Source organism: Streptomyces shinuiensis, assembly GCF_043660855.1.
GTDB lineage: Bacteria > Actinomycetota > Actinomycetes > Streptomycetales > Streptomycetaceae > Streptomyces.
Genome location: NZ_JBIHML010000001.1, coordinates 5,558,007 through 5,570,019, shown reverse-complemented (window position 1 = coordinate 5,570,019; position 12,013 = coordinate 5,558,007). Strand labels below are relative to the sequence as shown.

Here is a 12,013-nt window from a genome sequence, read left to right as displayed (position 1 = left end):
TCACCGATCCGCAAGTGACGGTCTTCCCACCGGGAGCCGCCCCTTCCTCTGTTCGCGCGCCGGACACGTTCCCGCAGGGGATCGGAGGGCCCGGGTCCGCCCCGATGCCACTTCGGGCAACCGGTCCGTCGCCGAAGGTGACCGGAAGTGGTCCATCCGATGTACGCTCGCCGTTCGCCCCGGCAAGACCCCTGTTCGGAATCCGCCGAGCCGAACCAAGAAGTGTTCGAAATGCGGTACGCCATCAGGGGCCTGGGAGTGAGCACCGCTCTGGCCGCCACCTGCCCGGCGGGCTCTGCGGTCACGGCGGCCGCTTCACCCGCGCAGCCCGAAGGGCTGTACGCGCCCTCGGCCCCGGTGCTCAGCGTCGGCAGGGGGAGGACCCGGCGACGGCCACCGTGTGGCGTGCGGCGGGCTGCGTTCCGCGGACGGCGAGTTCGCCCCACTGATGGAGCCCGGCGACCGGGTGTGCCCCGAAGCCCCGGCCTGGATCACCGGCCCGGGCCCTGGCGCGTGCCGGGCGGCACCGGAGGCCGCCGCCGTGGGGACGGCGGCGGCCTCATATCGGTGGACGGGCCCGGTGGACGGACCGGGTGGCGCACGGGACCGGTGGCGCCGGGGCCGTCAGGGGCCGAGGTCGCGCAGGCGGGTGGCCTCCGCGCGGATCTCCGGCAGCCGGTCGTACAACGCCTGACCGGGGCAGTCGGTCTGGTGGCTGTCACGGTGGCCCGCGATGACGTCGAACGTCGCCGCCTCACCCTCGTCGTAGCGGCTCTCGTCGTTCGTCGAGACCAGCCGCACCCTGCCCCGCGGGTTCGCGCCGGGCCGCAGCTTCCACGCCGCGACCTCGGCGACCGCGTCGATCACCGCACGCGGCACCGCCTCCCCCGCACCGAAGGTGCCCAGCGCCGCCACACCGACGCTGTTGCGGTTGAACCCCTTGGTGTGCGCGCCGTACACCGGGCGTCCGATGCCGCCGCCCCGTCCCTCGTAGATGGTCCCGCACCTGTCCACGACGAAGTTGTAGCCGATGTCGTCCCACCCCTGGCCCTCGATGTGGTCCATCTCCAGCGCCCGCAGCATCTGCGGGACGTCCGAGCAGTCGTATCCGTTGGGGTGGCCGGTGTGGTGGACGAAGACGGCGCTCACCGGGCCCGTGTAGCTGGCCTCCTCCCTGACCAGGCTCTCGTCGGCTCGCCAGGCCTTCCGGCTGACGACCGCGGGCCGTGGCGCGGTGTAGGCGGTGGCGGGGCCGGCGGTCTCCGGCACCGGGGGGTCGAGGAGATGGGCGGGAACGTCCCGCGCCGCCAGCAGTGCCAGCGGCAGAAGGGCGGCGCCCAGCACGAGTCGTGGGTACCACATGCCCCCACCCTGCCCCCGCTCGCCGCAGATCTCGCGGCCGGCAGGGCCGGTCGGGTGACGGCGCACGACCGCCCGGAAAGGTGTTTACGCAGCTCACGGGGCGGGGGAGGGGAATATCCGAGGGCGGCCCCGCCGTCCTTCGGGCCGGTCAGCGGGGTGACGCGCAGTCCCAGCGCGAGCGGCTCGTCCAGCAGAGGGCGCCGCTCCAGTCGCGCACGGCGGCGCTCGCCGACCGCCGCCGTGCCGTTGCGCCGGTCGAACGCGGCGGTCAGCTCGTCCGCCTCGGCTCCGATCTCCTCGTTCAGCGTCCGTGCCGTTCACTGCCGCCCGGGCGGCCCGGCGACGGGTGTGCCGGCGTACCCCTGCGCCACGAGGCGGCCGAGCAGCACCTGGACGCCGGTGAGGAAGGCCGGCCGCGCGCTGGGGGCACCGGCCCGTACGGCCGCCTGCCGGAGAACGACATGTTTCCGCCATTTGCCAGCGGTTAGGCGATACAGGACAAGACGGTACGACACCACCGCGAGGAGGCCGTTATGGGCAAGCTGGGCGACATGGCGAACAAGGCCAAGAAGATGGCCAAGCGCCACCCCGACCAGGCGGACAAGGGCGTCGACCGCGCCGATCAGACCACCGACGAGCGCACCGGCGGCAAGTACGACGCCCAGACGGACAAGAGCGCCGAGTCCGTGCGCCGCGCCTACGGCAACGACGAGGACCAGCAGCGCTAGGGCGAGCGGGAGCGAGGCTTCCGTACGGGCGGCGGGGGCCGCCGGCGCCCGGAGCGCCGGCGGCCCCGCTTCCTGCCCGGTCCGCGGGTGACGGCTACCTGCGACGGGTACCGGAAGCGTGCGCGAGCGAACACGACACCGTCGAACACCGGCCGCCTCGGGGCGGCCGTCCGCCGCCGCTCACGCCACCGCCTCAGTCCCCGGTGATGTCCCGGCGTTCGAAGGCCGCGACGCCCGCCAGTACGGCCAGCAGCCCGAGAGAGGTCATGACCGCCGCGGGCAGCGGCTCGAACGGCTCGACGGGAACGGTGGCCAGGTGGTGGAACGGCGACAGGTCCAGCACCTCCCCCGGCCAGTCCAGCGCCGTCCCGATCGTCTCCACCAGATAGGCGGCGACCGCGACGGCCACCGGCAGGGCGACGGTGAGCCGGGGCGCGGTGCCGTAGACCAGCACGGCCAGGCCGGTCAGAAGCACCACCACGGGCAGGGTGTTCAGCACCGACCCGAACGCGCCGGCCGCCTCCACGTCGGCCCCGCCGGCCACCGAGCCGGCCCACACGGTCAGTGCCGCGGCGGCCGCGAGGAGCAGGGAGGCGGCCAGGGCGAGCAGGACGTGGCCGCCGAGCCAGCGGCGCCGGGAAACCGGCCTGGTGAGGGTCGACTCCAGCCGCCCGGCGGCCTCCTCGGCGCGCGCCGCGCCGATCCGCCAGCAGGCGTGGAGGGAGAGCAGCAGACCGAACAGCAGGCCCATGGTGCCCAGATACCCCTCGGTGACCCGCTGCAGGTCCCACCCGAGCCGCTGGAGCATCTCCCGGTAGGACGCCTGCTCGGCCACGAAGTCGGTGACCGCCTTGGCCACCGATCCGGTCACCAGGGCATAGAGGGTTATGCCCGTCAGCCAGCCGGTCAGCATGCCCTGTGTCCCGCGCCAGGCGAACGCCGTCGGACCGCCCAGCAGCCCGAGCCGGGCGCGGCGGCTGTCGGAGCCGGCGATCAGGGCGCCGCCGGTGTCGCGCATTCCGCGCAGCCGTACGGCGACGGCGCCCAGGAGCACCGGCGCGGCCAGCAGCAGGAGCAGGGCCGCCCACCGGGGGTCGCGGTAGGCGTGGAGTTCGTCCATCCAGCCGAACGGGGTCAGCCAGCGCAGCCACCCGCGGGAGTCGCTGCTGTTGGCGGCCATCCTGAGCAGGAAGGACGCGCCGAGCACCGCGGTGGCGGTGCCGGTGGCGCGGCGGCGCACCTCGAAGACCTGCGCGGTGACGGCGCAGACCCCGGCGAACGTGGCCGCGAAACCCGCGATGCCCAGCCCGAACAGCGCCGAGCCCGCCGCGGCGGCACCCGACAGCGTCAGCGCGACCGCGATCGCGGCGCCGACCGCGGCGATCGCGGCGGCGAGGACCAGCAGGTGCGTCAGCAGGGCGCGGCCCGCCCGCACCGGCGCCGCCAGAACGGACTCGGCCCGGCCCGTCTCCTCCTCTCCGCGCAGCAGCCGTCCGGTGGTCAGCACCGCCCAGATCCCGGCGATCGCGGCCAGGATCCAGCCGGCGTCCCAGGCGGCGAAGCCGCCGGGGGTGTCGACGGCGTGGGGGATGCCCTGGAGCATCCGCACGGCCGGGTTGTCCTGGAAGGTGGAGATGGTGCGGCGCGACGCGGCGTCGGGGTAGGCGGCGAGGTAGGTGAGGACCTCGACCACCGCGTAGACGGCGGTCGACAGGGCCAGCACGAGGGTGCCGCGGCGGATCAGCCGGGCCGCCAGCCGGGCGATCGCCGCCTCCGCGTGGTGCCGCCGCGCCGGTCGGGCGGCCGGGGGTGCGGGCGCTGTGGCCATCGGTACCGCCTCCTACCGCGGGTCCCGCGGACTCGGTGCGTCCTGCGGATCCGGCGCGTCTCGTCCCTCCCGGACGCCGGGGCCGGCGCCGTCCGGCGGGGCGCCGTGCGCGGCGGAGACGGCCTCGCGCTGTCCGGAGGTGGCCTCGTAGTAGGTCAGGAAGATCTCCTCCAGGCTCGGTTCCCGGCTGCGGAGCCGGACCAGTCCGGCCGAGGCGAGCCGGGAGAGCGCGGCCGACGGCGGCCCGGTGACGGACACCCGCAAACCCCGGTCGATCCGCTCCACGGCGACCACGCCCGGCACTCCGTCGAGCCGGGGCGCGGGGCCGTCCAGAACCGCCTCGAACACCGTGGTGTTCAGCTTGCGCAGATCCTCCAGCGCCGCGACCTCCACCAGCCGCCCCGCCCGCAGGATCGCCACGCGGTGGCAGATGTCCTCCACCTGGTCCAGCAGATGCGAGGAGAGGAAGACCATCTGGCCGCGGTCGGCGGCCTCCCGGGCCAGCGCCTGGAACTCCGCCTCCATCAGGGGGTCGAGACCGCTGGTCGGTTCGTCCAGCAGCAGCACGTCGGGCCGGGTCATGAACGCGGCGGTCAGCGCGATCTTCTGCCGGTTGCCCTTGGAGTACGAGCGGGCCCGCACGCCCGGGTCGACCCTCAGCCGTTCGATGAGCTCGTCCCGGAAGGCGTCGTCTGCGCCGCCGGACAGGTTGGCCAGATGGGTGAGGATCTCCATGCCGGTCAACTGCGGCCACAGGGAGACGTCCCCCGAGACGTAGGAGACGTGCCGGTGGGCGCGCTCGACGTCCTCGACCGGCACTCCCATGATCTGCGCCGTCCCGGCGGTCGGGCGGACGAGGTGGAGCAGCAGGCGGATCGTGGTGGACTTGCCCGCCCCGTTGGGGCCCAGGAAACCGAAGATCTCGCCCTGCTCAACCCGGAGGTCCAGATCCTCCAGGGCGGTCACCGTGCCGAAGTGCTTCGTCAGCCCCTCGGTGTGTATGGCCGGAACGCGCATGCCGCACCTCCGAGGTCCGAAAGGACACCTCCCACGCTACCGGGTCTGTTCGCAGTGGGCCGGGCTTCAGCCCGGTGGTGAAGCGAGGCTGGGAACTGCTCTGGCCTCGGCTGTGTGCACGGATCGGCACTGTTCACCTCAGCCCAGGTCACAGCGCCCGGTTCTGCCGCTCGATGTACTGCTTCACGATGCTGAGCGGTGCACCGCCGGCCGGCCCGGCGAAGTACGGGCCGGACCACGGGCGCCGTGCCCGCCAGTAGTGGCGGACGAGGTCGGGAACTCCTGGCGGAGCCTGCGCGAGGACACGCCCTTTGAGGGAGTTCACCAGCAGGTGGGCGGGGTTGGCCTCGCCGTTGAACTCCACCGGCTCGGCCTCGGAGTTTCCCCGCACACGGCCCGTGTGATCTCCTCGCACCGCCGGCCGGCCCGGCGAGGACGGGGTGCCGGTCCTCCGTGCCGGGGCCGGGGAACGCGCAGGCGGACGACACGGTGACGACTCTTCCGCATGTTCTGGTCGAGGTGGGCGGGGGTGCTGGATAGCGTGGGCGGCGTGCAGCTTCCGTCTGTATCCGAGCGCCGGTCAGCGCACGGCGTTGGTGCGGGCGTTCGGGTGCGCGCGGGTGGTCCACAACGACGCGCTCCGCGCTCGGGAGACCGCCCGCGGCGCAGGCATGCCGTTCCCGAAGACCGGGGAGCTGTCCAGGGCACCGGTCACCGAGGCCAGGCGCACCCCGGGACGGGCCTGGCTGTCCGGGGGCTCCGCCCTCGTACTGCAGCAGTCACTGCGCGACCCGGACACCGCGTACCGGAACTTCTTCGACGGGCCGGCGGGCAGGCGCCCCCGCGCGGGCGCGCCCCGGTACAAGCCCCGCAAGGACGCCCGGCAGGCCGTCCGCTTCACCGCCAACGCCCACTGGCCGATCACCCCGGGGCGCAAACTGCGCCTGCCGAAGATCGGCGACATTCCGGTGCGCTGGTCCCGCTCCCTGCCGTCCGCCCCGTCCGCGGTCACGGTGGTCCGGGACAGCGCGGGCCGGTACTCCGCGGCCCTCGTGGTGGAGACCGGACCCGGGGAACTGTTGCCGGAGACGACGCCCGGGGTCGCGCCCGAGCTGGGATTCGGTCTCGGGCCGACCCACTTCGCCGTCCTCTCCGACGACACGAAGATCGACTCCCCGCGGTTTCTGCGCCGGGCCGAGAAACGCCCGAGGAAGGCACGGCGGGCCCTGTCCCGCGAACAGCAGGACAGCAGGAACCGGGACGAGGCCCGGGGCCGCGTCGCACGGGCACACGCGAAGGTCGCCGACGCGCGCCGCGAGTTCCTCACCCCCATGGCCTTCGGCACGGGAGTGCCCCGTCCGCCTCTCCACCGGGATCGTCCACGAGAACCAGGCAGTCGCGGTGCAGGACCTGTGCGTGCAGGGACTCGCCCGCACCCGCCTGGCCAGGTCCGTGCACGACGCCGGATGGTCGGCGTCCGTGGAACATGCTGGAGTACAGGGCCGCCCGCTCCGGGCGCACCTTCCTCAAGGCCGGCCGCTGCGGGCCGACCGGCCGGGTGTGCTCGGCCTGCGGCGCCCAGGACGGCCCCGGGCCCCTGCACGTCCGGGTGTGGACGTGCAGGGCGTGCGGAGCCGTCCTGGACCGGGAGGTCAACGCGGCGGTCGACGTCGCCAGGGCGGCCGGACCGGCCGTGCCGGCCCGTGGAGCGCAGGCAGGACGGGCGTTTCGTCCCGGCGCAGCGCGGAGAGGCGGGAACCCACCCGACACCGCGGCCACAGGCGACGCGGTCGACGGGAATCGCCGTCCCTCAGGGCGGCGAGGATGTCAAAGATCTCCCCGGCCGACGGCGGGGCGGAGGACCCCCGCGGCCCCGCGACGGTGGTGACCACCCGCACCAGGGCGGGTGTGCGGGGCGCGGAGCCGAACCCGAACCGCACCGGTGGGTCGACCGGCGCGAGCGGACCCAGGTCCCGGCCCTCCCAGAAGGCCCCGACCGCGGTGATCCCGCGCAGGTCCCGTACGCCGTACCACTCCCGGTATCCGCCGCCCGCGCTGCCCCTGGTGCGCACTCCGGGCATCAGCCGGGCGGGGAGGTCGGTGAGCGCGACCCAGGCGGGCCGGGCGGCGAGCGTGGCGGGCACGCAGCGCAGCAGCAGTCCGAGCCCGCCCCGGCGGCCGGTGGTGAAGCGCATCCGCAGCGGTCCGGCCGCAACGTGCCAGTGCCGTCCGGCCGCCTCCACCGCCACCGGGACGACCAGCACCCGGTCGAAGCGGTAGACCGCGGCGACGAAGTCCGCGATCCGCCGGGACGGGGCCAGCAGCAGCCGCTGCCCGTCGGCCCGCTCCAGCATCACGTCGCTGAACGGGCCGAACGGCGACCGGGGCCAGTGCCCCAGGACGATCCGCGTCCCGGAGGACGTCCCCACACCGGCGATCCACCCGTGGAACCGCTGGGCGTTCCTCACCATGAGCACCCTTTCCGGCGAGAGGGGGTGTTCCCGGCGGACCACCCCGTGAGGTCCAGGATGCCCGGCCGGGCGCCCGGGCCGCCGCGTTCCGGCCTGGACTCCCCGGCGCGCCGCCGCCGTGTGCCACCATCTACCCCACCGAAGATCCGCTCACGGACGGCACACCGAGGTGACCACGCAGATGACGACACCGGACGGCTCACCGCGTCGGGCGGTCCTCGGCACCTGGCCGACGCCGCTCGAACCCGCGCCGCGCCTGGCCCTCGCCCTCGGGCTGGAGGCGGAGGACCTGTGGATCAAGCGGGACGACCTCACCGGCCTCGGCGGCGGCGGCAACAAGGTGCGCAAGCTGGAGTGGCTGTGCGGGGCGGCCCTGGACGACGGCGCCACCGTCCTGGTCACCACCGGCGCGCCGCAGAGCAACCACGCGCGGCTGACGGCGGCGGCCGCCGCCCGGCTGGGCCTGGGGGCCGTGCTGGTGCTCGCCGGCCGTCCGGGGACGTCCTCCTCCGGAAACCTCGCGCTCGACGGGCTCCTCGGCGCCCGGGTGGTGTGGGCCGGTGACACCGACGCGGCCGCGCTCGACTCCGTCGCACACGAGATCGCCGAGAGGCTGAGCCGGCAGGGCGCCGTTCCGGCGCTCGTCCCCTTCGGGGGCTCCAGTGTGCTCGGCGCCCGGGGCTACGCCGAGTGCGGGCGCGAACTCCTCGCCCAGGCTCCCGGCCTGGACACGGTGGTCGCCGCCGTCGGCTCCGGGGGAACCATGGCGGGGCTCGTCGGCGAGCTGGGCGCGCACCGGGTCCTGGGCGTCCATGTCGGCGCCGTGTCCGCCCCCGCCGTCACCGTCTCCCGCCTGGCGTCCGGCCTGACCGGCACGTACTGCCCGCCGGAGTCGCTGCGGCTGCGCACGGACCAGGTGGAGGCCGGTTACGGCACGCTGACGGAACCGGCCCGGTCCGCGCTTCTCCTCGCCGCGCGCACAGAGGGGCTCGTGCTCGACCCCGTCTACACCGGCCGGGCCCTGGCCGGTCTGGCGGCGGCCGTCGCGGACGGCACGGTCCGCCCCGGGCAGCGCACGGTCCTGCTGCACTCCGGCGGCCTGCCCGGTCTCTTCGGCCACGCACCGGCGCTGGCCGCGGCCGAGTCCGGGCTGACCACCGAGGACACGGACGAGGACGGCGCCGAGCTCTGAGCCGCCTCCCCTGCCTCCCCGGAGCGGCGTCCGCCCGGCCCGGCCGACTGCCGAATTTGATCAACAGACCTGCTGCCACGGCGAGTTCGAGCGCGTAGTTTGACGGGAGCAATCGCGCAGGACCTCAGGAGAGGGCTCTCATGACAGATGGAACGACCACGTCCGAGCAGGTGTCGGCCCGGATCGACACCACCGTCCCGCACTCGGCCCGGATGTGGGACTACTGGCTGGGCGGCAAGAACTACTACGAGGTGGACAAGGCCGCCGGCGACCAGGTCCGCACCATCCACCCGGGCATCCTGGACTACGCCCGGGCCGACCGGGCGTTCCTGGGCCGCGCGGTGACCCATCTGGCCGGCGAGGCGGGCGTCCGGCAGTTCCTGGACATCGGCACCGGTCTGCCGACCAGCGAGAACACCCACGAGGTCGCCCAGCGCATCGCGCCGGACGCCCGGATCGTCTACACCGACAACGACCCCATCGTGCTGGCGCACGCCAGGGCCCTGCTGACCTCCACTCCCGGGGGCGTCACCGACTACCTCGACGCCGATCTGAACGACCCCGACGCCATCCTGCGGGAGGCGGCCAGGACTCTGGACTTCACCGAGCCGGTCGCGGTCATGCTGCTGGGCATCGTGATGTTCGTCGAGGAGACCGACCGGGCCCGCGCGATCGTGAAGCGGCTCGTGGACGCGGTCCCCTCCGGCAGTTACCTGGTGCTGTCGCACACCATCACCGCGCCCGGGCTGGACGACGTGGACGCGGCGGTCGAGTACTGGAACAGCGTGGGCACGCCGAAGCTCCACCAGCGCACGCCCGAGGAGGTCGCGCGGTTCTTCGACGGGCTGGAGCTGCTGGAGCCGGGCGTGGTGTCGTGCTCGCGGTGGCGGCCGGAGCCCTCGCCGTCCGGTGAACTCCCCGACGAGGTGGCCTTCTACTGCGGCGTGGCCCGCAAGCCCTGACGGACGCCGGGGACGCCTGGACCGGCCGCCGTCGGGCGGTGCCTGACGGCGGCCGGTGAAGACTGCGGCGGGGGCGGAGGCACAGCCGCGTGCGGGGCAGGGCTCGGGGGATCTCGGACACGAGACGGACGGGAAGGTGACTTTTCACTTTTCGCGTTTTGATGTCCGGTTCGCAGGTGACGAGTGTGCCGTTGTCCGTCTGCCCCCCACGGAGGAGCGAACATGGAACAGCAGCACCCCGTTCCCGGCCGCCCCGGTCCCGAGCCGCCCTCGCTCGAGGAGCCGACCGAGCCCCGGGGGCCGCTGCCTCCCAAGCCCGACCAGAGCGGCCCCGAAACCGTCAGCCCCACAGGGCAGCCCACCGGCGCGGACCGGGCGGTGATGGCACAGGGCGGGGAGTACCTCACCACCGCGCAGGGGCACCGGCTGCCCGACACCGACCACTCCCTGAAGGTGGGCGCCCGCGGGCCGGTGCTGCTGCGGGACCACCATCTGCGGGAGAAGATCACCCACTTCGACCACGAGCGCATCCCCGAACGCGTGGTGCACGCGCGGGGCGCCGCCGCCCACGGCGTGTTCCGGGGGTACGGCACGGCGGCGAGCGTGACCAGGGCCGCCTTCCTGGGCAAGGACGTCGAGACCCCGGTCTTCGTCCGCTTCTCCACGGTGCTCGGCTCCCGGGGGTCCGCGGACACCGTCCGGGACACCCGGGGGTTCGCCGTGAAGTTCTACACCGGCGAGGGTGTCTTCGACCTGGTGGGGAACAACATCCCGGTCTTCTTCATCCAGGACGCCATCAAGTTCCCCGACGTCATCCACGCGGGCAAGCCGCACCCGGACCGGGAGATCCCGCAGGCGCAGAGCGCGCACGACACGTTCTGGGACTTCGTCTCCCTGCACACCGAGGCCACCCACCACACGCTGTGGAACATGTCCGACCGGGGCATCCCCCGCTCGTACCGGATGATGGAGGGCTTCGGCGTACACACCTTCCGGCTGGTGAACGCCGACGGCGGAACGACGCTGGCGAAGTTCCACTGGAAGCCGAGGCTCGGCGTGCACTCCCAGGTGTGGGAGGAGGCCCAGATCACGGGCGGCGCCGACCCCGACTTCCACCGGCGCGACCTCGCCGACGCGATCGAGGCGGGTGCCCACCCGCAGTGGGAGCTGGGCATCCAGACGTTCCCCGACGCACCCGAGCAGACCTTCGAGGGCATCGACCTGCTGGACCCGACCAAGATCGTCCCCGAGGAACTGGCACCGGTTCAGCCGATCGGACTGCTGACGCTCGACCGCAACCCCGGCAACTTCTTCGCCGAGACCGAGCAGGTCGCCTTCCATCCGGGCCATCTGGTGCCGGGCATCGACGTCACCGACGACCCGCTGCTGGCCGGGCGGCTGTTCTCCTACATCGACACCCAGATCACCCGGCTGGGCGGCCCCAACTTCGCCCAGTTGCCGATCAACCGCCCGCACGCACCGGTCAACGACATGCTGCGGGACGGCATGCACCAGACCGCCGTGCACCGGGGTACGGCTCCCTACCGGCCCAACTCCCTGGACGGGGGCTGCCCGTTCACCGCGGGAGCCGACGCTGGCGCGTACGTCGAGGTCCCCGTCGAGGTGCCGGCCGGCCGGAAGGTGCGTGAGGCGCCGGCCTCCTTCGCCGACCACTTCAGCCAGCCGCGGCAGTTCTGGCTCAGCCTGTCGCCGGCCGAGCAGGAGCACGTGATCTCCGCCTACACCTTCGAGCTGAGCCGGTGCTACGAGAACACGATCAAGGAGCGGGTGCTGCGCACACTCGCCAACATCGACCCCCGGCTGTGCCGGGAGGTCGCCGAGGGACTCGGGCTGCCGGTCCCCGAGCCGTCCGGGCCCCTGGCCGATGTCGCGCCCAGCCCGGCGCTCTCCCAGGTGGGGCGGGAGTGGCCCGTCACCGGACGGATCGTGGGGATCGTCACCGACGGCAGCGGCGATCCGGAGTCCGTGCGCGCGGCCCGGCAGGCGGTGCTCGACCAGGGCATGGTGCCGCTGGTGGTCGCACCCACCGGCGGTGTGCTGGGCGCGGACACCGGTGACCCCGTCACCGTCCAGCGCACCTTCGCGGCCGCCCGCTCCATCGAGTTCGACGCCCTGCTCCTGGCCGGCGCGCCCGCTCCGGCCGCCGACGCCCACGGGGCCCGGGACGCCAAGGCCGGCAGCGGGAACCGGAGCGGGGACGCCGGCTCGGCGGTCGACCCCCGGGTGGTTCTGCTGGTCGGCGAGGCGTACCGGCACTCCAAGGCCCTCGGCGGCTGGGCGGGCGCCGAGCGGGTCTGGCAGGCGGCGGGCATCGCCTCCGACGCGCCCGGCGTGGTCGGCGGTGACGACGGCCGGGACGTCCTGCCCGAGGTCGTCCGGCTGCTGACCCGTCACCGGGTCTGGGAGCGCTTCCCCACGGCTGTCTGACGACC

General features: G+C 74.0%; 8 protein-coding genes and 3 pseudogenes. 6 read left to right on the top strand and 5 right to left on the bottom strand.

The window, feature by feature from the left end; genetic code table 11:
- Positions 1–624: 624 nt before the first annotated feature.
- On the bottom strand, positions 625–1,362 hold the full coding sequence (locus ACGRHY_RS25195; protein WP_394637588.1) for a peptidoglycan recognition protein family protein: 738 nt from the start codon (positions 1,360–1,362) through the stop codon (positions 625–627).
- A gap of 533 nt (positions 1,363–1,895) precedes the next feature.
- Between ACGRHY_RS25195 and ACGRHY_RS25190 the strand changes: the two genes are divergently transcribed.
- The gene (locus ACGRHY_RS25190) at positions 1,896–2,090 is read left to right on the top strand and encodes an antitoxin (protein WP_394637587.1); all 195 of its coding nucleotides are present in this window, start codon (positions 1,896–1,898) and stop codon (positions 2,088–2,090) included.
- 193 nt (positions 2,091–2,283) lie between these two features.
- Here the strand turns inward: ACGRHY_RS25190 and ACGRHY_RS25185 are convergent, their stop codons facing one another.
- From ACGRHY_RS25185 to ACGRHY_RS25175, 3 genes and pseudogenes are all read right to left on the bottom strand, one after another.
- On the bottom strand, positions 2,284–3,918 hold the full coding sequence (locus ACGRHY_RS25185) for an efflux permease Rv1217c-related protein (protein WP_394637586.1): 1,635 nt from the start codon (positions 3,916–3,918) through the stop codon (positions 2,284–2,286).
- Between the two features lie 12 nt (positions 3,919–3,930).
- Positions 3,931–4,935, bottom strand: coding sequence for an ABC transporter ATP-binding protein (locus ACGRHY_RS25180; protein ID WP_394637585.1), 1,005 nt, complete (start codon positions 4,933–4,935; stop codon positions 3,931–3,933).
- Between the two features lie 148 nt (positions 4,936–5,083).
- A pseudogene (locus tag ACGRHY_RS25175) lies at positions 5,084–5,296 on the bottom strand (IS200/IS605 family transposase); the annotation flags it as partial.
- Positions 5,297–5,375: 79 nt separating this feature from the next.
- Here ACGRHY_RS25175 and ACGRHY_RS25170 point away from each other — a divergent pair.
- Positions 5,376–6,212: pseudogene (locus ACGRHY_RS25170) on the top strand (RNA-guided endonuclease InsQ/TnpB family protein); the annotation flags it as partial.
- 209 nt (positions 6,213–6,421) lie between these two features.
- The gene (locus ACGRHY_RS25165; RefSeq protein ID WP_394638195.1) at positions 6,422–6,823 is read left to right on the top strand and encodes a zinc ribbon domain-containing protein; all 402 of its coding nucleotides are present in this window, start codon (positions 6,422–6,424) and stop codon (positions 6,821–6,823) included.
- On the opposite strand, the pseudogene ACGRHY_RS25160 reads toward ACGRHY_RS25165, so the two are convergent.
- Positions 6,801–7,406: pseudogene (locus tag ACGRHY_RS25160) on the bottom strand (hypothetical protein); the annotation flags it as partial. The gene ACGRHY_RS25165 and the pseudogene ACGRHY_RS25160 overlap by 23 nt on opposite strands.
- Before the next feature lie 181 nt (positions 7,407–7,587).
- On the opposite strand from ACGRHY_RS25160, the gene ACGRHY_RS25155 reads away from it, so the two are divergent.
- The 3 genes from ACGRHY_RS25155 (at position 7,588) to ACGRHY_RS25145 (ending at position 12,008) form a co-directional block, all read left to right on the top strand.
- Positions 7,588–8,598, top strand: a complete 1,011-nt coding sequence (locus ACGRHY_RS25155; RefSeq protein ID WP_394637584.1) for a pyridoxal-phosphate dependent enzyme — start codon at positions 7,588–7,590, stop codon at positions 8,596–8,598.
- A 140-nt stretch (positions 8,599–8,738) separates the two neighbouring features.
- Entirely contained in the window at positions 8,739–9,560 is an 822-nt protein-coding gene (locus ACGRHY_RS25150) for an SAM-dependent methyltransferase (RefSeq protein WP_394637583.1), read from the top strand.
- Positions 9,561–9,782: 222 nt separating this feature from the next.
- Positions 9,783–12,008: a catalase gene (locus ACGRHY_RS25145; RefSeq protein WP_394637582.1), complete on the top strand. Its 2,226-nt coding sequence runs from the start codon at positions 9,783–9,785 to the stop codon at positions 12,006–12,008.
- Positions 12,009–12,013 lie beyond the last annotated feature (5 nt).

What these genes read in the sequence shown, in the direction of transcription:
- ACGRHY_RS25195 (WP_394637588.1), bottom strand. Translation starts at nt 1,362, where the DNA reads ATGTGGTACCCACGACTCGTGCTGGGCGCCGCCCTTCTGCCGCTGGCA.
- ACGRHY_RS25190 (WP_394637587.1), top strand. Translation starts at nt 1,896, where the DNA reads ATGGGCAAGCTGGGCGACATGGCGAACAAGGCCAAGAAGATGGCCAAG.
- ACGRHY_RS25185 (WP_394637586.1), bottom strand. Translation starts at nt 3,918, where the DNA reads ATGGCCACAGCGCCCGCACCCCCGGCCGCCCGACCGGCGCGGCGGCAC.
- ACGRHY_RS25180 (WP_394637585.1), bottom strand. Translation starts at nt 4,935, where the DNA reads ATGCGCGTTCCGGCCATACACACCGAGGGGCTGACGAAGCACTTCGGC.
- ACGRHY_RS25165 (WP_394638195.1), top strand. Translation starts at nt 6,422, where the DNA reads ATGCTGGAGTACAGGGCCGCCCGCTCCGGGCGCACCTTCCTCAAGGCC.
- ACGRHY_RS25155 (WP_394637584.1), top strand. Translation starts at nt 7,588, where the DNA reads ATGACGACACCGGACGGCTCACCGCGTCGGGCGGTCCTCGGCACCTGG.
- ACGRHY_RS25150 (WP_394637583.1), top strand. Translation starts at nt 8,739, where the DNA reads ATGACAGATGGAACGACCACGTCCGAGCAGGTGTCGGCCCGGATCGAC.
- ACGRHY_RS25145 (WP_394637582.1), top strand. Translation starts at nt 9,783, where the DNA reads ATGGAACAGCAGCACCCCGTTCCCGGCCGCCCCGGTCCCGAGCCGCCC.